Consider the following 24,995-nt stretch of genomic DNA (forward strand, 5'->3'; position numbering starts at 1 on the left):
ACTTATTTAGTAACCACATCCCAAACTTTTGAATGTATTGATTTTCCATCTTTATTTTCTACAGTGAGGACAACAGTCCAATGGTCTGCAGTTTTGTATTGATGAACTGGACTCTGTTCTTTAGAGGTAGTTCCGTCTCCAAAATCCCATGTCCATTTTTCAATGATACCCAACGATTCATCTTTAAATGCGAAAATACGCCTGTCTCTATCTACCTCAACAAAAGACCAATTAGCTTGTAATTTTGGTTGCAAGGGTTTTATCAATGGCATTAATCTGAATGCATTCATATAGTCGCCATCATGAATCATTTTAATATTATGTGCTAGGTTTATAAAATCCTTTCTTTCCTTATTGTCATCATCATAATCAAGAACGCTCCAAGACATTGCAATAATTTCATTTTCTTTTAAGGTAGAAACTGCAGAACGATTAATGCCTTCAATAGCGGCATAGTCGAATGGCGTTATCCAAAATTCCAGTTGAAGTTTACCTGATTTACCTTGCTCTAAATTGTGCTTATAAGCTGAATTGGCATAAGGGAAATTTTTAATCCACGGCGTATTTCCCCAAACCATAGCCCAATCTTTATTTACAGCAGGAATGAAAACATGGTAGTTCTGCGCGTGTGCTCCATGTCCTCTAAAATGTAGTTCTTCAATTGGAATATTTCTTTTGTTGGCGTTCCACTTTTTTATAAAGTTACCTCCAGAGACATCAGCATCTACCACCAATTCAAAAATATCTTGCCTAATATCCAATTGCTCAAATTCCCAGAAATCATCAAATACCTCAAGATAGAAATATAATCTATTCAAGTCTTTTACCCATCCCACCTTAACTGTAATATCCAAATCTTTTGCATCAAGATTAAACCCAATACCATTGATAGATTCTTTCATTTGATCCAGACCGATGGCATAGGTGCTTGGGACTAAATTCCAATCAGAAAAATCTCCATCTATTCTTGGTATTTTGTTCTGCGGAAATTGAAATATGGGATAAATCGTATCACGACTAGATTGGGCATAAGATTTTAACAAACCAAACCCAAAAACTAAAATCCATACAAAACAAAACAGTAAACGCATTTTTATTTTTTATTATGTTCAACTCTTTTCGCAACACGCAGTCCTCCTTTTTGAATTCCTATATCTTCTGGATGATATTTTTCTGGATCAAATGCAGGATTTATAATTGGTAAAACAGCATTAGCGTCTTTTAAATGCGCTTCAATTATGGCGTCTAATTGTTTTACTTTTTCTGGATATTTTCCTGCAAGATTGTGTACTTCTCCAATATCTTGCCTTAGGTTGTATAAGAAATATTGATGTGCAAAATCTTTTCCATTATTAAAAACACGAATTAACTTCCAATTTTCATCATGTACAGAAACAGATGGTGGCAACCAATTTGGTATTTTAGGATTGTGTGGAAAATAGGTAATGATTGGTCCTCTATCCTGAGTATCGCCTTTTAACGCTTTTGTAATATCTACACCATCAATCTTATGTTTTATAGGTAATGCAATTCCTAATTGATTTAATATGGTTGGATAAAAATCGGTGGATTGAATCATAACATCCGACCTAGAACCTGGCTTTGTCAACTTAGGCCATACAATTACACAAGGCACTCTTGTTCCTCCTTCATAAATTGTAGCTTTACCTCCACGTAAAGGACGATTACTTGTAGGTTCAGTGATAAATTCTTCACCAGATTGCGAAGTCTCTCGGATTCCATTGTACATGTTTCCTCCATTATCACTAAAGAAAACAATAGCTGTGTTATCACTAATTCCTAATCTATCTATTTCGTCTAATAATCGTCCAACTGCTTGGTCTAAAGAATGTACCATAGCAGCGTAGGTTGGTGAATGTTGTAAGTCTGTAAAATCTATTTTAGATTGATAATATTTTATCAAACTTTCTTTGGCATCAAAAGGTGCGTGAACCGAAAATTGCCAGTAATTCATAAAGAATGGTTTACTTAAATCTTGTGAGCGTAACCAGTTTACAGCTTCGTCTGCCATTCTATCTTCTATGTGTTCATTTTTATATTTTGCTTTAAACTTTGGATATTTCCAAGGCGCTACAAAACTACCTGCAGGTCCTGGCCCAGGCCAATGTGGAATATCTTCATCAAAACCATGTTGAATAGGTGTATACGGTTCTCTACCCAAGTGCCACTTACCAAAATGTGCTGTATTGTAGCCATCAGCTTTTAACAATTTTCCAAGTGTTGGTAATAGCGTATCCAATCTTGTTACGGGTTTACAAGCAACTGATTTAAAATTTGGTGCCGCTTTTTGAGGTACTGATGCTTTTAATTGTACTTTAGGTTGATGAGCCGCAGGAGAAGTAATTCCTGTTCTTGCGGGTGTTTGTCCTGTTAAAATACTTGCTCTTGTTGGTGAACATAATGGACTTGCTGCGTAAGCACGAGAAAACGTTACTCCACGAGCCGCCAATCTTTCTAAATTTGGTGTTTCGTATAACTTTGTTTTTCCGTAAAGTGTTACATCTGCCCATCCCAAATCGTCTGCTAAAATAAACACAATATTCATTTTATTATTGTTCGTATTTTGTGCTTTCGTTGCCATAAACACCAAACTAAATAGTAAAAGGGCTGTTATTTTTTTCATCACTAGTTGTCTTTTAATTGTATCTATAAGGTGTTAATTACTTCTTTTAAAATTACACTTTCTGTTTTTAAGTTCATTGACAGTGCTTCTATCAATAATTACAGCTCTCTAATTTTTAAGTTTTTCCAATGGATAATACCTTTTTTACCTCCATGAACTTGCAATCCGATAAATCCATTTGGAAATTCATTTTTTATATCGATCCAATGAGCCGCGGGTAAACCGTTTATCCAGGTTTTAAAAACATTCCCTTCCACTTTTATAGTCAATCTATTCCAATCATTACGATCGATAGCATTTTTTAAAGGAGCATGTTCTGGAGCTTTTAAAGGATAAAACCAACCACCACAATTTTGTCCATAAATACCACCTGACCAACCTCGTCCTTTTTTGCCTAAATCTTCCATTTCAGCCTGTGGTCCAATTACCTTATCAATGTTATCATCCTTTCTAATTCTTGATCGAATTTGAACACCGGTATTTCCATCCACCTCCCATTTAACTTCACAAGTAAAAATAAAATCTTTGTATTCTTTGTCCGTACATAAAAAAGTACTTGGTCCTTTACTACAGGTTCCTACAATTTCTCCATTTACCACTTCAAATTTCATAGTACCCTGTTTAGTTGACCAACCGTTTAATGTTTTTCCATCAAAAAGTGATTTGAATTTTCTACTCTTAATCTTCGGTTCTTTATCAGTATTTATGAATCGTGTTTTACTTTTTTGGTTGTTTTGAGCAAAAGTATTTAGTGTCAATAAAATTGCACTAAGTAGCATAAAAAATTGTTTGGCTATTCTCATTAAGACTATATTTAGAAACTAGGTTGATTATTCTTGCTTGTGGAAAATTTTTAATTCTTTTATCGATGGAGGTTGTTTCGAATCCAAAATAAACAACCTACATTTTGTTGATTTAACAGCATTAAATTGATGGTTTTTATTTACCCCACAATTTGTCTCTTTAGAAATATTTTTCCATACACCATTCTCCCAATATTGTAATTTATAAGAAGTGATGTTATTCTCAAATTCATCCACAATAATCTGATTAAACGTTTGCGGTTTTAACCACTCTACTTCTAAATATTGATTTTTAGTTTCAGTGGCCAACCATCGTGTTTCTTCATCTTCATCATTAACTCTAAATGCCTCAAAAACTGGTAGCTTTTCCGTTTTAATAAACATAGAAGAAGCATTTATTCTTCCTATTTTAGAAAGATTTTTTTGATTTTCTATAGGTTTTGGAAATTGAGTTTCAGGCAATTCATCTACTTTAAAATCATAAACACCTGAAACAACATCATAAATAACATAGTTCCCTACAGCTTTATTCTTTTCTGTCCCTAAAAACATGATACTTTCAGATTCATCAGCCACAGCACCACTTTCATTTACAACCTCTTTACTTGTGGCTGGCAAATACACTTTTGCAGTTGTATTTACAGGAATTTCAATATGAAATGTTGCACCATTATCTTCTTTTTCCCAATTCACAACTACATTTCCATACATAGATTGGTATTCTGTATTTGCATAAGTTAAATCGCCAACTGGTGCTGGTTTTATGATCATATTTTGCATCCCCAATTGTTCTGGGTTTGGACGAATTCCACCAAAACCTTTAACAAAATACCCACCAATTCCAGTATAACACGTATGTATTTGACTGTTACCAATAGCAGACCAACGTTCTGGCCAAACGGTTTTACCTTGTTCTAAAAAGTAACCATAACTAGGGTGATGCTTGTCTCTTAGTAATTCATAAATTAAATCCATACGTTCACCTGATTCAATAAAATATCTTGTATAAAGTGCCTGACCAGAACTTCCTGTATCGTAATAAGGAAAATCATACAAGACATTATTTACAAGTTGTGCAGTAACTTTTTCTCTTTCTTTCTCAGGGGTTACACCCGTTAGTAATGCAAAGGCTTGGTTCACTTGTATACCATCCAAATATTTTCCCGTTGTTGGGTTGTATGACATTTTATGAGTCGCTTTTTGCTGTACTTTTAATCGATTAGCAAATTCCCTTTCATCTTCAGTTTTACCCAAAGCTTTTGCCATATTATAGGCACATTGCAACATATATGCATAGGCACAATTATTAAAATGTAATGCTTCTGGTGAGTTACTACTTGTCCAAAAATTTCCTCGAGGTGTACACCAATCTCCTAAACCAGGAAATTCTCTTGCTCCCTGTTTTCCTGCTTTGATAGCACCTCCCGTTTCATAATTAGAATGATCTAGCATCCATTGCATCCATTTTTGCATTGAAGCGTAGTTATCTTCAAGTACTTTTTTATCGCCTAACATTCTATATGTTTCCCAAACAGTTAATGGATTGTTAGCTTTCCACATCAGAAACGGACGGTCTTGTTCATTAATCACTCCCCTTATCTGACCATCAGATAGTTGTGCGTCACGAGTATATTGAAGATATTGATCCATATAAGCACCACTTTCGAAGTTAGGCAAGGCATCACCATACATAGCAGCCACAGTAACTTCTCCCCATCCACGGCGTTCGCGATGCGGACAGTCCACTAAAATACCATCCATAGTATTCGCTAAGTATGTATTTAGGTTTATCTGATAAATTTGATTGAGTTGCTCGCTTGACGATTCAAACTTACTAATTTGCTTACGGTTGTTTGTTACCACATAACCTTTTGCATCTGTTGCTTTAGGTTGGTAATTCAATCCATAAACGGTAACCCATCTTCCGCCAGCAACATTAAATCTATTTTTAAATGTTCCCTTACCTGACTTACCATATATGTATTTACTCTTTTGATTCCAAGATGATGTTTGCCCCTCTTGGTCACTAATTTCAATTAGAATGGAATCACCTTCAGCTCCGTTATATAAATCCATTTCAAAGAAACCTGTATAGTTTTCACCCAAATCAATACAATAGGTGCTGTTATCTATTTTCTTTACCCCAATTGCTTTAATTTCTTTAAACTTAACCTGAGGTTCTACTATTTGTGCACTTAAAACAGCTTTAATTTTACCGTATTTAGCTCTTACCCTTTTGTTTTTATTGCTATTTAGAGCAAAACTAATGTTATTTCTTTTCGCAATTTTTTCGTTTAAAACTTCATGATTGTAGACACTGGCATAAGCCCATTTGCTATCATCGTAATCGGCAGCACACCAATTATCTTCTCTTTTTCGGTCGTCAATAGTTTCACCACCAAAACGTAAAACATCCCAATCTCCGTAATAAGAACTATAACTTTTTTTAGTTTTCCAACTTGTGTCAGACTTTAGAGTTAGTTGTTTTCCACCAGCTTCAATTTCAGCTTGCGCTTTAAATACAAAAGGAATATTTCTGTACTCTGCAATACGTCTCCAACGCGCCCAACCAGCAGCATGCCAAATGGCGATTATATTATTTCCTTTTTTAAGTTTATCTGAAATAGCATATGTTAAATATGGAATCCTTTTTTTCATGTAAGACGATACCGGATTCATTACATCGTCAGTGATTTTCTCTCCATTTACATAAACTTCATGATACCCAAAAGAGCCCACAAATAAAAACGCTGAAGTAGCATCTTCCTCTAATTCAAAGTTCTTTCGATACCAGTTATGGTCGGTTTTTTTCTGGTCTTCTTTTAAAATCCAATCACCTTTCCAATCAGATTCTTTTAGCAATCCCATTGAAAACATGGCCGGTTTACTCCATTTAGAAACATTTCCTAAAACATCCCAAATTTTGACCTTCCAGAAATACTGCTTCGCAGATTCTAACGATTTTCCATCATATGTACTATTAACAGATGAATTGCTTTCAATTTTTCCGGAATCCCATACATCACCTTTATTATTATTTAGAGCATCTAAAGTACTTGCTACTAAAACTTGATAAGCAGTTTGTTTTTGCCCTCTAGTCTGATTAGCTTCAACGAGCTTCCAACTCAATCTAGGACTCGTATTATCGATACCTAAGGGATCAACTCTATATTCACAACGTAGATCTTCAATATAAATAGTGGAGGACTTACATCCTCCAAGCCAAGTAAAAACTATAAATAAACAAAATCCTTTAAAGAGTGTTTTTTTTCTTGCTAAACCTAATAATGTATTCATTTTAGTATTAAATTTTATCTTATTGTATGTTAATAATATAACTACCAGTAGTTAATTCAAACGTATTGCTTTTAACCTTTTTTTTATTTAGTTTGATTTGTTTTGATTCGTATGCAGGTAATTGCACAAGAGCTGATGAATTTTCTGGAATTACAATAGACCACGATATTTTGGATTTATTTCTTTTCCAATTACTTTTAATTTCTCCTTGAGGTGATTTATAGGCTACGTCACACCATTTTAAACCTTCTAAAAACGTTGGCTTTAAATAAAACTTTTGAAATCCTGGGTGATTCTCATTTGGTCTTATGCCTCCTAAACTTTCATGAAAAGAAGCCGAAAAACCACTATTCATTGGATGATTGAATGAGTTTCTGTGGTAACGTTTTCTTTTATCCCAATTGGCTATATGTTCTGGCCAAGTAGTTAAATTGTGTTCTTTGGTAACAAAACCTAAACTTGGGTAATCTGTAATTCCCCATAAATGCTTTGTAACTTTACTATGCCCGTAGTCATTTAATATGGTGTATAAAGGACGATGACCAAAAATACCCGTACTAAAATGACCTTTTTTATCATTCATAATAAGATCTGATAAATGGTTGGCAACCCATTGTTTTTTATCATCACTAACCAAATTAGCATACAATGCAAATGCATTTCCGGTTTGAGAACCGTAAGAATTCGTTTCGTTATTAAAAAATCTAGTATTGAATGCCTTTTTAACAGTATTTGCCCTTTGTTTATAAATTGAAGCGTTGTCTTTTTCACCTAATAAAACAGCCATTTTTTCCATGGCAACTAATGATTGATAATACAATGCAGTAGAAGTAAGTGCTGGTGGTGTATCCATATTTGGATTCCCACCTGGTGGACACCAATCTCCATATCCGCCGTTTATAACTCCGTCTTCTTGTACTTTTTCATCTAAATACCCCATCCAACCTTCCATCATATTCCATGACTTTTTTACAATACTTGTGTTTCCATAATAGATATATGAAAAGTAGGGAATCATTACTGTAGCGGCTCCCCAATCTGGTCTTGCCTGCAGGTTTAATCGTTTTCCAACGGAAACATTAGAAGGAGCTCGTTTATCATAAGGAAAAGGATCTCTAAAATGAGCCTTAGAAACACCCAAAACGGTTTGCATATCATCTGCTGTTTTTTGCCATAAACGCTCTAAGTTAAAATTAAAACTTGCCGCTTCTGCAACAACATAAGCATCACCCATCCACGCACAACGCTCACGATGAGGGCAATCGCTCAATAAACCTTGAAGATTATCTTCTATGGTTAGCATGGATACATCATAAAAACTATTGATAAGTTCATCAGAACATTTAAAAGTTCCTATTCTTTCTATATCTGAACGTACCAACCAACCTGTAAATTGATCTAGTTTAGGCTTATTTTTTAAACCTTCTATTTGTACATACTGATAACCATGATATGTAAAACGAGGTTCCCAAGTTTCAACACCATCCCCCTTGCATATATAAATATCAGTTTGCGTGTTCCCTGTAACATGAATTCCTGTAGATGCAGGGTCAATACTTCGTTTATCTGGCATTAAATGTTCCGAAAAACGCATTTTTATTTCGGTACCTTCTTTTTCTTCAACGTTTATTTGTAACCAACCTGTCATGTTTTTACCCATATCAATTATCCAGCCTTTTTCTGCTGGAAGAATAGCAACAGGGTCAACTTTACGAATTTTACGCATTGGTTCTAATTGCTGTTCTAACAAATTACCAGTTGGAGCATCCATCAACTCTACAGTGTCCCAAGATGTATCATTAAAAGCGGACTTACTCCAATCTTCTATTTCTTTTCTAGCATCATAGGTTTCACCAAGATAGATATTATCAAAAAGAATAGGACTGCTGTGTGCTTTCCAACTTTCATCGGTTACAATACTTTCTTTTGTACTATCTGCGTAAGAAATATTCAAAACCATAAGGGCAAGAGGTTTCCCGTAAACAAGTTTTGGTGAAAAGGCCATATTTTGTCCATAAAAGCCATTGCCTAACATAATTCCGAGACTATTATTTTCTTTGAGAGTTTTAGTAACGTCATGACGGACAAAAAATGCTCGTTTTTCGTATGAAGTTTGTGCAGGGTCAAGCACTCTGTCTCCAACCTTACTTCCATTAAGGTACAATTCGTAAAGTCCTAAACCGCAAATAGCAACTTCAGCCGAAGCGATTTCTTTTTCAATAGAAAACGACTTTCTTAAAAGTACTGATGGATGTGTTTTACGTCGAACTACTTTTAGATCTTTTTCGGTGGGTTCCCATGTATTAATATCCATGGGTGGCTGGTTTCGCATCAAATCTCTAGCTGCCCAATTTTCTAAACGATTGTCTTCTGTGTAACCTATCCATTTTGCTTGATTCCAACTGATACTATTTTCTTTGGATTGCCCAAGCGTTTTTAAACTTGGTACCATGAAAAAAAGTAATGTGATTAAAAGTATCTGGAATTTCATTGAATATTTTTTGGTTTATTTTTTTGAATTTATCTTTTATAAATCTCAAATTCAGAAATCATTGGCTTCTTCATTGCATCGGCTATAAATAATCTGCATTTTGATGTTGTAATTGCTTTAAATTCATGAACTTTATTAACTCCACAAGATGTTCCGTCTAGAACAGTTTTCCATTCATTATTTTCAAAATATTGAATTTTATAGTTTGAGATATTTTCACCTTCTTCTTGAAGAATAATTGTATTAAATGTTTGCGGTTTAAACCATTCTATTTCTAGCCACTCGTTTGATGTTGAATTTGCTTTCCATTGGGTTTCCACATTTCTATCATTAGCGCGAAAAGCTTCAAAAACAGGAAGTTTCTCTGATTGAATCGCCATTGAAGATGCATTCACACGTCCTATTAGCGCAAAATTATCTGGTTTATTTAGAGGATCTGGATAAATTACTTTAGGTAATTCAGTTACTTTAAAAGTATAAATACCGGAACCTACTTTATAAATCACATAATTACCAACGGCATCACTTTTTTCATTACCAATGTATTGTATGCCTTTAGATTTTCCTGCTATACTTTCGCCTTCAAAAACAGCTTCTTTTTTAGTTGCAGGTATATATAGTTTTGCTGATGTATTTACTGGAACTTCAATATGAAATGTGGCGCTTTCTGATTCTTTTTTCCAATTAGAAATAATAGTTCCATACATAGATTTATACTCGGTATTTGCAAAAGTTAAATCGCCTACTGGTGATGGTTTAACAATAAAATGTTGCATTCCTAAATGCTCTGAATCTGGTCTTATTCCTGCAAAACCTTTAATAAAATAACCTCCAATTCCGGTATAACAGGTATGTATCTGGCTATTTCCAATGGCAGACCAACGTTCTGGCCATACCGTTTTTCCTTGTTCAATAAAATACCCGTAACTGGGGTGGCGTTTATCTTTTAGAAGTTCATAAATCAAGTCCATACGCTCTCCGTATTCTGTAAAATAGCGCGTATATAGCGCTTGACCAGAACTACCTGTATCGTAGTATGGGAATTTATATAAAACTTGGTCGACTAAATTATTGTATACTTTTTGTTTTTCAGCTTCTGGAGTCACTCCAGATATCAAAGCAAAAGCCTGATTTACCTGATGCCCTTTACCATACTTTCCAGTACTAGCATCATAAATATTTTTATGAGTGGCTTTTCGTTGAACTTCTAGTCTTTTTTTATAAACCTCAACATCTTCTGTTTTATTTAATGCCTTTGCTATCTGTAATGCATTTTCTAACATAAATGCATACACACAATTATTAAAATGTACCGATTCTGGAGAGTTACTAGATGACCAAAAGTTACCTCTAGGTGTACACCAATCTCCTAAACCTGGAAATTCTAATGAGCCACGTGTACCTATTTTTAATCCTCCACCAGTGTCATAATCAGAATGTTCATACAACCAATGCATCCATTTTTGTAATGTTGGATAATGGTATTCCAGTAGTTTTTTATCGCCCAACATTCTATAGGTTTCCCAAATTGTAATTGGGCTGTTTGCCATCCACATTAAAAACTCAAAATCGTCACCATTAATTACCGCTCGCATTTTACCATCTTCAGCCTGAGCATCTTGCATAAACTGAGCATATTGCAACATATAAGCACCACTTTCAAAATTTGGTAAAGCATCTCCATACATAGCAGCCACAGTTACTTCTCCCCAACCACGACGCTCACGATGCGGACAATCTACCAAAATACCATCAATAGTATTGGCAATATAAGTGTTCAAGTTAATTTTATATATTTTATTCAGCAGTTCGCTAGAGCTTTCAAATTGACTAATTTGTTTACGATTATTGGTAATTACATACCCTTTAATATCTTTTAATTCTGGTTTGTAATTGATACCGCTAACAGTTACCCATCTTCCTCCTGCCAAGTTAAAACGATTGGTAAAATGTCCTGTTCCGGTTTCGTCAAAAACATACTTACTTCTTTGTTCCCAAGATGTGGTGACTTCTTTATGGTCTGCTATTTCAAATGCAACCGTATCACCTTCTTTTCCGTTAAATAAGTTCATTTCGAAATACCCAGTGTAGTTTTCACCCATATCGATGACGTAATTGCCACTTTCTTTTTTTTCTACACTAACAGGATTTACTTCTTTATATTTTACCTGAGGTTCTACCATTTGAGCACTCAATGTTGCCGTTATTTTACTGGTTGGTGGATTTGCATCTGTACTTGGTACTACAACTGCTCCTTTAGGGCCAAGGTTTATATCTGCAACTCCAACTTCTTTGGCTTTATTATTGTCAAAAAAAATGGCATTATCCCAATCTGTGTCATTATATTCTGCTGTATTCCAATCATCTTCTCTTAAACGTTCATCAATAATTTCACCCCCAAAATCTAAAATATCCCAAGAGCCCCAATAAGAACTGTAGCTTTTTTTACATTTCCATGTATTGTCAGACTTCAAAACCAAACTAATATCGCCTGCCTTTATATCTGCTTGCGCCTTAAACACAAATGGAGCGTCATAATAATCTTTTATTCTACCCCATCTTGCCCAACCTGCAGCATGCCAAATTCCTATAACATTATCGCCTTTTTTTAGATGCTCCTTAATATCATAGGTTAAATAAGGCAAACGTTTTTTTAAGGCAGATGCTACTGGATTCATTACTGCTTCACTTACTTTCTTTCCGTTTACATAGACTTCATGATAGCCAAATGAAGCCAGATGTATAAATCCAGACTTAGGCGCTTCATCTAATGTAAAATTCTTTCTATACCAGTTATGATCTTTCTTATTTTGGTCTTTTTTATAAATCCACTCCCCCTTCCAATCTTCTTTATTCAAAAGCCCCATTGAAAAATGTGCAGTTTCACTCCAATTTGAAACTTGTTCCAAAACATCCCAAACCTTAACTTTCCAGAAGTATTCTTCTCCAGATTCTAAAGCTTTGCCATTATAAACACTATTTACTGATGTATCAGATTCTACTTTTCCAGAATCCCAAATATCTCCAAAATTACGATTCAGGTCATCTAAAGTACTCGCAACTAAAACCTGGTAAGCGGTTTGCTTTTGCCCTCTAGTTTTTTTGCCGTCAATAAGTTTCCAACTTAATCGTGGAGAAATATTGTCAATTCCTAATGGATTTGTGCGATACTCACATTTAAGATCAATAAGTTTTAAAGTTGATTTAGAATCACAATTTGTTAAACCTATAACAAGAAATAGGATTAAAAGCAGTTTATATAATTTAAACATCTTATTAATTAGTTTGTTAATCTTCTATTTTTAGCAGGCTACGGTTATATTCTGTATATAATTATTCCTTAATTTCTAAAAATTAAACTTAAAAGGATAATTGTGGTGCAATACATTTTATTTCTATAACGAAAACTCAAACTATTAGATTTTATAAATTTCGATATTATTATTTGGGTTACCAAATAACAATTTGATATATTAGTTGTACAAAATGATATGAAAAATACCTTTAGAAAATATTTAATAACCTCTAATAAAGATAAGTCATGGGGGTTCTATGTAAATGATTTAGGACGAAATGTTATTGAAAAACATTCCGAATACCCCTCTAAAGATCATCCAGATCACTATATTTTCTCATGGGATAAAGGGCGTGTTTTAAATGAATTTCATGTTGTACTTATCACTAAAGGCGAAGGTATTTTTGAGAGTAAGGCTACAGGGAAAATAAAAGTTACAGATGGTGATGTATTTTTATTGTTCCCAGGTGTGTGGCATCGTTATAAGCCGAAAAAAAGTGTTGGTTGGACAGAACGTTGGGTTGGCTTTTCTGGAGACATCGCATCTCAATTTCTTTCTAATGGCTATTTTAAGTCTGATAAACCTATTATTTCTAAATGTAACAAGACTAGTATTTTAAATTATTTTAATTCTCTCTATAAATTATTTGATGAAGAGCCTTATGGCTACCAACGTTTGGCATCGGGTATATGCATTCAGTTAATGGCAGAACTTCATAACATAAAAAGCGGCGGAAACAATATTGAAAATCTAAATTCTATGGTATCTCGAGCCAAAAGCATGATGTACAAAAATATTACCTCATCAATTCATTTAACTAAAATAGCCTTAGACTTAGGAGTAAGTTATTCTAAATTTAGAATAGATTTTAAAAAACAAACAGGCGTATCTCCGTTGCAATACCATTTGCTATTAAAGATTGAAAAATCTAAAGAATTATTATTAAACACTAACAAATCTCAAAAAGAAATTGCTTTTGAATTGGGTTTTGAATCTGATGTTTACTTTAATAGATTTTTTAAACAAAAAACTGGTTTGGCACCAGGGAAATTTAGGCACCAAAGCAATTATTAACTAACTGTTATAGATATATGTAATTCTTTACTTGTTTTTTCAAAAAACACTTCTAATGGTATTGCCTCAACGCCTGGTACCATATTAAATGTTCTTTTACCTGGAATTTCTTTTGTTGTTATTGGCTTACTAGCCTCTATAGTAACTAAACCTTCGGGTTTTTGAATTGTTATCTTATTATCTGAAATTATATTAATAGCTTCATTTGAAGGTGATACTATTGGCAATACTAATGCAGTAGACTCAGATATATCTTGATTAGTTTTTACTAAAATTTCAACCTTTTCGTCTGAACAATTATAGGCAATATCAAAGTCTGATGCAGTTTCAGCAACCACCTCTCTATTAACATTTTTAAGTTTAACTTTAGCCAATAACTTAATAGTTCCACTTTCATCTTTACTAGTAACAGTTGCTGGTAAATCATAAATATTTGTGTACCAAACTTCATCCTTAAAGGTTTCTATTCTCGGCGTTAAACAAATATCTTTTCCAGGTTGTGGCTGTTGATTATTTTTTTCTACTAAAGCATATTCTGCCATACTTGCAGCACATAAAAGCCCAACTTTATTGTGATATAATACACCTAAAGCACCTCCTGAAGCCTGACGATAATCGTACTTATAATGATACTCTGCATCGTAAGCACTTACTGTACCTCTCCAATCACCTCTAGAAAACAAAAACACATCTAAATCTTTAAAGTGTTTTACACCATCTGCGGTAGCTCTTGGTAAACTAGCGTTTGAATTAATTTCTGGTAAATGATCCCAATGATCCAACAACGCTGCTAAAGGTTTCGCATGTGTAAACGTATGGTGTACACAAGGAGGAATACCAGCTTCTATAAAACCTGGCCCTCCATGAATTAATCCATCTGAAGTACAACGTTGCAATAATTCTGTGTTTTTTACAGCTGCTGTTCCAAATGCAGGATTAATATGTGCCATCATACCAAATGCAGGTTGACTGCCATCACAAGTTCTACTTCCCCAATAACTCCACTTATACATTCTGTTACCCCAGCTGTTATCCCAAGCTCCATCTGGCAACATAAATTCTAAATGGCTGTTTAATGATTTTGTCAAGATTTGTAGTAGCTCTTCATCTTTTTCTTTTAGGGCATACATTACTAAACTGTTTAAGGTTTCTTCTACATTATATCCTAAATCCACACCATGTAATCCTTTTTCACTTAGTTTACTCGAACTCTTTTTACATTCTCCAAATAACAACCCTTCGTTTGCTGTAAAGTATTCTTTTACTTCTGAAGCCAATTTTTTACTCTTGACTTTAAAATCTTCTCTATTTAAAACATTGCCTATTAAATTTAAACCATAGACAGCTGTTCCGGGATAATTAATATTAGTAAAGTCTATTGTAAAGGTATCATATACATATTGCCCTGCTTTTTCTAAACGTGCTGTCCACGCTTTACGGGTTGAATCATCTAAAACATGACCATGATAATGCAATGCTTCTGCTAAGGCTATCGCTCCAAAAATGGTAATTCCTTTCCAAGATTTTGGATTTTTTATTACTGTCCATGAACCATCTTCTTGAGACACATTATTTTCAGCCCAAGTCATAACTAATTTAGCGCCTTGAATATATTTTTTATCACCAGTTTTATCTGCCATATACAAGAAAGGATATACAGCATCCATACAACGCCCATGAATATGAGAGCAAGAAGGACAACCTAAAGCGCCATGTTCATCTAAATTAGATGGATTGTTAATTTGAACTTTTAACATACCATCACACCAGTCTTTTAGAAGACTCGAAATTAGATTTTTGAATTCTAAGGAATGATCTGGATGGCTTGCACAGGCATTTAACAAACCTGACATTGGTAATGACAAACTTACACCTGCTATTGCTGATAGTTGTAAAAAATTGCGTCGTTGCATTTTATATATTTATTTCAAACTATATTAAAACTGGCTTGAAAATAGGAAAAATTAAAACTCAAACCGTCCTGTTTTATCCTGTATGAAACATCTTAAAAATTAAAAAAACAGCTAATTAATTAACTGTTTTAAAACAACTGGTCCAATTAAACCTGAAGATTCTATTTCAGTTTCGTCTTTTTTGGGTGGATTTGTTGTCCATGTTTTTTTATCTTCTTTAGAACGAGAATTATCAAATATTAGTTGGTTACGCCATGTATTAGTAACCTTGATTTTGAGTTGATTCTTTCCTGTTTTTAAAACCTCACTAATATCGAACTTAAAGGGTGGTGCCCACTTTACACCTACTTTTTTTCCGTTACACCAAAGCTCAGCAATGTTAGACACATTACCTAAATCTATAAATGCATGAGAACTTGTTTCATTTAGGTTGAACGTTTTTGAATATGTAGTAGTTCCTGAATAGTGATTAATTGCCTCATTATCTATTTCTGCTAAAGAAGTTAATTCTGTAACTTCGATTGATTTTGGTGTATCCCAGCCCTCTTCAAAATGTAAACTCCAGTTAGTTTGTAATGGCGTTTCTTTTACATTAGCATCAAATACTTCTTTATTCTCATCCTTATGGAAGTTATAAACACCTGAATTTTCTGCAATAACAACATCATTTTTCCATATTAAACTATTTGTATTTTCAGTTTCGTGTATTTTATACCAACCCATTTGTGTATTTAAAACAGTTTCTCCATTAGCAGTTACTTTATAAGCATATGGTTCTTTTGCTTTGTTTGAAAAAACAACTACAGTACTGCCATTTTCTGGTAATGAAATTACAACATTTGTTCTATCTGCTTTAGACTTCCATATTTTAGCATCTTGTTGATTTCCTGTAAATGCATCCCATAATTGCGGACTTCCTGAAACCTTAAAACTGAGAGACATATCAACTGGTTTATCCATTTTAGAAGCTACAAAATAAATATCTGCATCATCAGTTTTTCTATGAATCCAATTAATATCTAAGCCTTCAGGCACAATTACATCTGGTGCGATACGTTCTTCCTCAAGAACTTCATCTAATGTTTTGCCCCAATATACTTTTCCTTTACCTACTTGTTTTACACCACTTTCAGAATCTCCCCAAAGTTGATCTGCAATAGCATGAAGACTTTCTAAATCATTTTCATCATCCATTAAACTAGGTGAATCTTGAGGTTTATCCCCTAAAATTACAGCGCCAGCTTCAACTAAATCTTTCAACTTTTGCACAGTAGACAATAACATTTGTTTTGAATCTCTTAATGTGATTACACGATAATCTCCTGCATTTTCAACGTGAATTTTACCATTTATAACACTCAATTTATCATGTAGAATTTCAGCATTCAAATAATCAAAACGATAACCTTTTGAAAAATAATCTAAATCGAAAGGTGGTCGATCAAAATGATCTCCATAATACCTAAGCACATCAGCAACATATTCACCTTGTTGTAATACATATTGGTTTCTACTCAAGTAATCTGTCCAGTCTTTCATATAAGGCCACCAGGTTTGTTGCCTTACTAATGGAAAACCAATATGCCCCCCAAAACTAGACCCTGGATAAACATCTGTTTGCGGCGTATGCGAAAACGTATGAAACACCAAATGATTAACCCCTTTTGCAAAATTATAATCAATTAAATATTTTACAGAAAACGGATGCTCGTTCCATTTTACACCTAATTGTGTACACGCCTCGGCAGCTAAAACAGGTTTATTATATAAGTGTACTGCAGAAGATGCATTATAAATAGGCTTCGCATATTCATTTTGAGCAGATGGTGCTTTAGGATACCAAAACTCTGTCATTGGTATATCACTAACACCATAATAACGCATTGGATCAATTGGTAATACTTCTCCACCTGCACCTTCTGTATACACATCTGCACCCATTTCGTGAGCAACTGAGGCAAAATGTTTAAAGAAATTATCAATAAACACCTCATCCATGGTGTGACGTAAATCTCTTAAAAATTTAGTGGTCGTTTCAGGGCTATCAACAATATACCCCATGGTTGCTGGTAAATAGGTTTTCATACTATAACCTCTTCGGGTTTCAAATTCAGAAAACATATCTTCAGAATTTATGGTCCAAGTAGGGACATGACTTTCCCAACTATCTATCAATAACCCGTGTAATTTACCATCACCAATTGGGCCACCATCCTTTATTAAATTGCCAATCATACCGTTTCGTAAATGATTTTCAATAGCAATTTTATCAAGCTTGCTAGATTCCCAACCCGTGGCTTCAGGTACTGCTGGCTTATTTGTTAATCGCATATTAATATGACCAAAACGCACAACCGTCCAATGTCCTTCAGGAACCTCCCAGGTTAAATTTCCTTGAGACGTCATTTTATCTGTAAGATTAATAATATTTTCAGATGTAATTATGGCGTTTTCAGCGTAATCATATTGCACATTTTTTTCAAGACGTCTTAATACTTTTGCTGCTCTTGCTTCATGATTATGAAATTTCGGTTTTGAACTTAATCGGATAAATTCTGGAGCAATTATATGTTCACCCTCAAATGAAAATACAAATGTATTTGAGGTTGTTTCCGGAATGGCTAATGTTAAGTGTTTTCGTCTATCATTCCAATTAGCGTCTGGTAAATTTACCTTAGTAATTTCAGTTAATTTATTATCAATTAATGCTTCAACCTTAATAGTAACGTCCAGTTTAGGGTATTCTGTGCCCATAATAATATGACGCGATTGCGGTAATGTGATTGTTCGTAATGTAATTGCTTCATTAAAAGTAGCCTTTACCCAAGCGTCTTGATTGTTTACTTTTGAAATACCCTTGGCTCTGTAAGTCTTTAAATCTTTATCCAGTCGTGTAGTTGTTCTGGTGACGGTTATTTTAGAATTAGGGTTAAAAATAGCTTTCCAAGGGACAATAGTATTATTTGTTTGTATTTCTGAAGGATTGAAGGGCTCTAAATCGTCTCCTTCTGGCGTTGGAAAAGCCAACACTTGAATATCTTTATAGTCGTAATCTTGCGTGTTGTAAAGTGTATCAATTTCTAACGTTTCATTAAACGTTTTCCCTCCAGAAACCCTGTAAACAGTTTCTACCACTTCACGTTGAGCTTCGTCAGCTGGAACCCAAGGACCTCCAGTCATAGACCATCCCGGGCAATTTTGCATGGTGAATTTTAAACCTAATCTTTTACATTCGTCAGCGGCATGACGTATCATATCCTCCCACTCTGGCGATAAAATTTTAATTGGCTCTACATTTGGATACAGGCGACCAGCCTTATTAAATAGGTGAATACCTTGCAAACCTGCAGATTTTATGGCTTCTAAATCTAAGGTTAAACCCTCTTTACTAATATTATTTCCGTTAAGATGAAACCATGTTTCTGGACGATAATGTGTTTCTGGATTCTTAAAACCTTCTTGTAAATCTGCAACATTTATTGAAGGGTTTTCAAGAATTTCATCACTAGTTTTACTAGAATTACAGGCAAAAAAAGTGATTTGTATGATAAAAATAAAAATATTTAGATAACGCATTGTAATTTATTTATAGTTGATACTTAATTTGTATTTAATTGATTTAAATCTCGAAACCGAGATCTAAATCATGATATTTCAATTGGTTAAAGATTTACTACATACTTAAAAGTTCCTGATTTTATAGTTTCTGTTTTAAAAGGCAAAATCACTTTAGCCTTGCAATTAGAAGGAATAACACCATAGTACTCATAAGTATTGTTGTTTATTTTTTTCCACTCCGCTTTTATTTCACCATGAATAGAATTGTAGCTTGCTTTCGCAAAATCCATTGATTTGATAAAATTAGGTTTTAAGATGATGTTTTGAAAACCAGGATGAGATTCATCTAAATTAATTCCTACTAAATGACGATAGAAGAAATTATCTACAGCACCCATAAAATGATGCATATCTGAAGAGCTAAACTTGTAACCCTCTGGCAATGTTGTAGCACTTTCTTTAATCATCCATCCAAATGAAGGCCATTCTTCGTTAACCACTACTTTATGCATCATATCAGCATAACCATTTTTAGGTAAATACTCGAAAGCAGAATGAATTGAAAATATGCCTCCCCACAAGTGATAATCTTTTTCTTTTACTATATTTTCTACAACTCTTTTTTCTAGTTGTTCTCTATATTCGTCTGGAACAATACCATAATCTAGTGCTAAAATATTTACAACAGGTAAAAACTCTGAAAATGGTTTTAAACCTGAGTATTCTACTTTTTCTGCATCAAATGCATATTTTTGAATACCCTCATGTATACGTTTGAGTTGTTTTTCTAAACGCTTTTTATCTTTGGTTTTTCCGAGTTTATCTGCCATATAAGTCAATCGCTTTAACACCAAATAAAAGTTCATAGAAGCAATTACTTCATTTCCCCCTGGTTTTCCTCCTCCTCTATAAGTAGCATCGTAAGGCGGCACCCAATCGTTGTATATTTCGGAAAACATGCCGTCTTTTACTTTAGAATTATTGTTTTCCCAAGAGTAGTCAACCCAATGCATCATGTTTTCCCAGTATTCTTCAAACAACCTCGTATCACCGTAATATTGATACATGTACCAAGGAATATGTACCCCTGCAGAAGACCATAAGGTTGATTTTCCTTTTCTATAATTATTGGCAGGTGCAATAGGGCTTAAAGCACCTTCTGTAGTTTGCGTATCAAAAATATCGCGAGTAAACTTGGTCATTAACGCAGCTAAATCATAATTAGCCATACCAAACTCTACACCAGTTACAGCATCACCTAACCAACCATTTTTTTCACGATTTGGGCAATCTGTAACAATACTATGTAAATTAAAAATTAATGATTTACGACAAATATCGTGAACAGCATCTACGGTTTTATCTGAAGATTCAAAAGTACCCACCAATGGCACGTCTGAATGTACAAACTTCACCTCTACATCTGCTTTAGTAATTTTTGTTTTGTATCCTTTTACCTGGACATAACGACACCCTTTATACGAAAAACGACATTCGGCAAATTCCTCAGCTTCTCCCTTACCAATGTACGCCATCTGTTGCAATCTTCCTGGTTGTCCACTTGAAGTTGGGTCTAGATGTTCGCCATAATAAATGGTAACCTGTTGTCCTTTTTCTAGATTTTTTAATCGTAATCTTATCCAGCCAGCACTGTTTGTTCCAGTATCAATCCATTGCCCATAACTACCCTTGCGTTTGATGTTTACAGGTTGAAATGTTTTGGTTATACGAATGGGTTGGCACATTTGCGATACAACTTCTCCACCAGGATGTGATGTAGTATTTACAGTATCCCAAGAAGTATCATTAAAACTAGCTATATTCCAATTTTCAATTTCTTTTCGGGCATCATAAATTTCGCCCATGTGAGGACCGTCATAAATAATAGGACCTCCTGTAACTTTCCAAGATAAATCGCTAATTATATTTTCTTCAGTGCCATCTTCATACAACACTTTAATTAAACATAACAATTTAGGCTGACCAACATAACCATCTTTTTTATAAAATCCCCAATGGTCGTAAGCCAATTGACCATAAAATCCTCTACCTAGCATTACTCCTGCTAAATTATCTCCGTTTTGAATTTGTTCGGTAATATCATGCGTCGCATATAGAATTGTTTTTCTATAATCTGTCCACCCTGGGTCTAAAACTTGAGTTCCTATAGGTTTTCCATTGATAAATAATTCGTAATAGCCCAACCCACTAATGTAAGCTTTAGCCTGTTTTACCTTCTTACTTACTTTAAAAGACTTTCGTAATAATGGCGAAGCATCATATGGGTTTTGATGATGAAAGTAATAACGTTCAAACATACTCATACTAGACCCAAAAAGACTTGGTAATTGAAACTGTAACGCTTTAGATTCTATATCTTTTCTTTCCCACCATTCTTTGTACCATTGTTCTTGTGGTTTCCAAGAAATCCATTGTGCAGCTTTCCAATCTTCTTTTTGAAATAATCCTGTAGAAAACTTGGCTATTTTGCTCCAAGTTGGTGTGTTTTTTTTATCCCAAGTCTTTACTTTCCAGAAATATTGAGAAGAAGGCTTTAAGGATTTTCCTTTATAAGTAATTTGTATTGTTTCTGAACTTTTTACTTTTCCAGAATCATATGCATCCCCAATGTTTTGAGCCAATTTTTCTTCAGAGGTTGCTACCATAAGTTGATATGCTGATTGAAACTGACCTGATTCTTTTGAGTTGATTTTCCAAAAAAACCTTGGCTTTGATACATCTACTCCATCAGGATTGGTAAGATATTCTAATTTAAGATCATAAGGTTCTATTTGTGAGAAACTTGAAAAAATACAAAAAAATACAACTGTTATAAATATTGTCTTATTCATAATACTGGTTTAAAACATAAAAGCTTTTCAATTTATACATCAAGAATCTTTTGAACTTTAAAAAAAGTAATTAATTGAGAATAATAAAATAACTGTTTTTTACGTTTAATGGTATCCTGTAGCATCATGTAATAGACTAAGATTAAATCATTACTAAAAAGCGAAAATTATTGTTTCCAATTACTTCTATTTTTAATCAGGATACCACAGGATAATTAAGCTCAACACGATGCTTATCTTTACATAAAATTGTTAGAAATTATGAAAAAAACAAAACTTATTTATAAACTCATATCAATAACTGCTTTAGTTGTTTTTATTGGTTTCTTTTCATGTTCGTCAGAAGAAGGACCTTCTGAAGACATCGTATTTGTAGACGAACCTGATCCTAATCCAGATCCTAATCCTAATCCGGACCCTAATCCTGTAGTTATTCCTGATGAAGATACAGGACCTTATACAACTTGCAATCCTGATGGTGAAAATGCAACCAGAACATCAAACGATCTACCAAACCCTGTTAATGTAGGAACAATTGATGATAGAAGTTGTTACGCCAACTACAAAGAAAGCACTATTGATGGTGTTACATGGGGCATATATAATATAACAGCTGGTTCTAATAATCAAGATGCAGCAAACACCTTACAACCTCGAATAGAACGCTCATTACCAGTTGCCAACCCTAACGTAGGATCATTTGTTAAATTTAAAGGAGACTTTAGAATTCTTGAAGTTGGTGATGCTGGATCATTTGGTCAAGATGGTTCTTACATAGCACAGGCTAAAGGGCAACATACTGGTGGTGGTGGTTCTCCAGATCCTGCTATTTGTTTATATAGAGCACATCCTGTATACGGTTCTGGCAGTGATTCAGACAAGCAAGTAGCGTTTGATATTTATGCGGAACGCATCTTAGAACGTGGCGGTTCAGGAAGTGGTAGGGAAGTTGTTCTGCTAAAAAGAGTTAATAAAAACGAAATAACCTCTTTTGATTTAGAAGTAGGTTTTAAAGTAGATCCAAATGATTCATCAAAAAAAATACATTATTGTAATGCGATAATTGGAGGTGAAGCCTTTAATTGGAATATTCCTGATCCTGAAAGAGGTACACAATCAAAAATTAGATATGGCGCATATCGTGTAAGAGGTGGTAGAGCACAAATAAGATGGGCAAATACTACGCATGATAGAGTTCAGATGTAATTTAACTTTTTAGTTATAAGAGACATTATCTTTATATAATATAAAATTAAAAAACCAGCAAATTTAATTTGCTGGTTTTTTAATTATTTATATCCTATTGTCTTACTTGGCACAAAGCCAATACGGTGCGCTTGAGCTTGTATTTTTTCTCCTTCTGCAAGTTCTATTGGGTTTTGATACACCATCCAAGACTTTGGCGTTTTGCCTTCTTTAAGAATTTTATAACCTATCGAAGCGCCTTCTGTTTCGCAACTTATAGTTACTTTTCCGTTTTTAGAAATTATAATTGGATCAGAAGTTTTAGGCTTGCTATCTTTTCCAGACCATAAACGACTAACCAATTTTATCTCTTCAAGATTAGGAGTATCTCCAATGTCGTTTAACCATCGATCCATTTCTGCACTTAACTCATTCAATTTGTCTTGATACTCAGTATTACCTGCTAAATTATTCAATTCAAAAGGATCGTTTTCACAATCAAATAATTCTTCTTTTGGTTTCTGTGTTCTAAACCATTGCATTTGGTCGTCATTTAATTCCCCAGCTTCTTTGAGCCTTAACAATTCTTGCATCGCTGGAATTCTCTCTCTGTATGCTACTGGTAAATAGTAGCCTTGTTCGGGTCTGTAATTACGGATGTACTTGTAGCGTCCGTCCCTTACGGCTCTTATGGCATCGGTAAACCCATCAAACCTATCGGCAGCGGCATGGATGTATTTGCGTTCTTCAGGTTTATATTCTCCTAAAAAGGCTTGCCCTTGTATATATGACTTTGGTTCTTCTCCTGTTAAAGATAGGAGTGTTGGTGCAAAATCTATAAAACTGATTAATTGCTCATCTCTTGTTCCAGCCATAATTTTGTTTGGAAATCTTACAATCATTGGTGTATTTAGGCCTGAATCGTAGATTAAGCGCTTTTCTCTTGGTAATGGACCTCCATGGTCACCATAGAAGAAGATAATTGTGTTTTCTAATAATCCATCATCTTCTAGCTGTTTCAATATAGCACCAACCTGCTTGTCCATTTCCGCTATATTATTGTACAATTTCCACATATCACGACGCGTGGCTTTTGTATCTGCTAAGTATGGTGGAATATTGAATTTGGTATCTTTTGAAAGATGGACAGTAGTTTCAGACTCTGCAGATTTATTATTAGCAAGTGATCCGCCTTTATTTTTCCAGTTATAGTTTCTATCTCCAGCATGGTAATGCCTGGATTCAACTTCTCTAAATCCGTAAGGTTCGAACAAACCAGACTCGTGAGTTACAGTAAAATTAAAAATAGAGAAGAAAGGCTGATTGTTGTTTCTATTTCTCCAATGTGCATACGGACTACTTTCATCCCATGCCGTTACAGGTTCTTTAAATTGATAATCGGTTTTATAATTATTAGAGCAGTAATACCCTTGTTTACGAAGTAATTCACTTATCATTTTCGCCTCAGGAGGTGGTACTGCTTCATATTTTGGAATCCCTATTTCTTCGTTATATGAATTTACTCGCATGTGGTTAGCACCAATACTTGAAGGATACATACCAGTAGCTATTGCTGCTCTACTTGGGGCACAAACACCTGATGTAGAATATAGGTTTGGATAAATAACACCTTCACTCGCTAACTTACTTAAGTTTGGTGTCGCAACGGTTGAGTCGCCAAATGGTGGAATATAAGCACCCATATCTTCGGTAACAAGCCACAGTATATTTGGACGTTCGGGCAATTCTAAAACAGTTTCCGCGTCTTTTTTCGTCCCCTTATTTTTTATTTGACAACTAACTACCAATAAACTTAGTATTACAGCAATTTTTAAAATTCTCATATTTTTATATATTCAATTAAGATATTATTTAAGAATAG

At 34.2% G+C, this 24,995-nt stretch carries 12 protein-coding genes; 2 read left to right on the top strand and 10 right to left on the bottom strand.

Going from position 1 to position 24,995, the window contains the following annotated elements; all coding sequences use genetic code 11:
• Positions 1-2: 2 nt before the first annotated feature.
• The 6 genes from ABD939_RS01135 to ABD939_RS01160 form a co-directional block, all read right to left on the bottom strand.
• On the bottom strand, positions 3-1,091 hold the full coding sequence (locus ABD939_RS01135; protein WP_288956391.1) for a PKD domain-containing protein: 1,089 nt from the start codon (positions 1,089-1,091) through the stop codon (positions 3-5).
• Positions 1,092-1,093: 2 nt separating this feature from the next.
• Entirely contained in the window at positions 1,094-2,644 is a 1,551-nt protein-coding gene (locus tag ABD939_RS01140; protein WP_345163495.1) for a sulfatase, read from the bottom strand.
• A gap of 98 nt (positions 2,645-2,742) precedes the next feature.
• Entirely contained in the window at positions 2,743-3,447 is a 705-nt protein-coding gene (locus tag ABD939_RS01145; RefSeq protein ID WP_345163498.1) for a 3-keto-disaccharide hydrolase, read from the bottom strand.
• Positions 3,448-3,474: 27 nt separating this feature from the next.
• Positions 3,475-6,744, bottom strand: coding sequence for a family 78 glycoside hydrolase catalytic domain (locus ABD939_RS01150; protein WP_345163502.1), 3,270 nt, complete (start codon positions 6,742-6,744; stop codon positions 3,475-3,477).
• A 19-nt stretch (positions 6,745-6,763) separates the two neighbouring features.
• Positions 6,764-9,235 carry a family 78 glycoside hydrolase catalytic domain gene (locus ABD939_RS01155; RefSeq protein WP_345163505.1) on the bottom strand — a complete coding sequence of 824 codons (2,472 nt, stop codon included), beginning with the start codon at positions 9,233-9,235 and terminating at the stop codon, positions 6,764-6,766.
• A 29-nt stretch (positions 9,236-9,264) separates the two neighbouring features.
• Positions 9,265-12,507: a family 78 glycoside hydrolase catalytic domain gene (locus tag ABD939_RS01160; RefSeq protein ID WP_345163508.1), complete on the bottom strand. Its 3,243-nt coding sequence runs from the start codon at positions 12,505-12,507 to the stop codon at positions 9,265-9,267.
• A 219-nt stretch (positions 12,508-12,726) separates the two neighbouring features.
• Between ABD939_RS01160 and ABD939_RS01165 the strand changes: the two genes are divergently transcribed.
• Complete coding sequence (locus ABD939_RS01165) at positions 12,727-13,605, top strand: AraC family transcriptional regulator (protein ID WP_345163511.1); 879 nt, start codon at positions 12,727-12,729, stop codon at positions 13,603-13,605.
• On the opposite strand, the gene ABD939_RS01170 is transcribed toward ABD939_RS01165, so the two are convergent.
• From ABD939_RS01170 to ABD939_RS01180, 3 genes are all read right to left on the bottom strand, one after another.
• Positions 13,602-15,518 (bottom strand): ulvan lysase-like protein, encoded by a 1,917-nt coding sequence (locus ABD939_RS01170; RefSeq protein ID WP_345163513.1) that lies wholly within the window; start codon positions 15,516-15,518, stop codon positions 13,602-13,604. The genes ABD939_RS01165 and ABD939_RS01170 overlap by 4 nt on opposite strands.
• 111 nt (positions 15,519-15,629) lie before the next feature.
• Entirely contained in the window at positions 15,630-19,094 is a 3,465-nt protein-coding gene (locus tag ABD939_RS01175; RefSeq protein WP_345163516.1) for a glycosyl hydrolase, read from the bottom strand.
• 86 nt (positions 19,095-19,180) lie between these two features.
• Positions 19,181-21,928: a family 78 glycoside hydrolase catalytic domain gene (locus ABD939_RS01180; protein ID WP_345163519.1), complete on the bottom strand. Its 2,748-nt coding sequence runs from the start codon at positions 21,926-21,928 to the stop codon at positions 19,181-19,183.
• A 261-nt stretch (positions 21,929-22,189) separates the two neighbouring features.
• On the opposite strand from ABD939_RS01180, the gene ABD939_RS01185 reads away from it, so the two are divergent.
• Complete coding sequence (locus ABD939_RS01185; RefSeq protein ID WP_345163522.1) at positions 22,190-23,134, top strand: hypothetical protein; 945 nt, start codon at positions 22,190-22,192, stop codon at positions 23,132-23,134.
• An 83-nt stretch (positions 23,135-23,217) separates the two neighbouring features.
• On the opposite strand, the gene ABD939_RS01190 is transcribed toward ABD939_RS01185, so the two are convergent.
• Complete coding sequence (locus tag ABD939_RS01190; RefSeq protein ID WP_345163525.1) at positions 23,218-24,957, bottom strand: sulfatase family protein; 1,740 nt, start codon at positions 24,955-24,957, stop codon at positions 23,218-23,220.
• Between the last annotated feature and the right edge of the window lie 38 nt (positions 24,958-24,995).

This window comes from Algibacter aquimarinus, from assembly GCF_039543265.1.
GTDB classification, from domain to species: domain Bacteria; phylum Bacteroidota; class Bacteroidia; order Flavobacteriales; family Flavobacteriaceae; genus Algibacter_B; species Algibacter_B aquimarinus.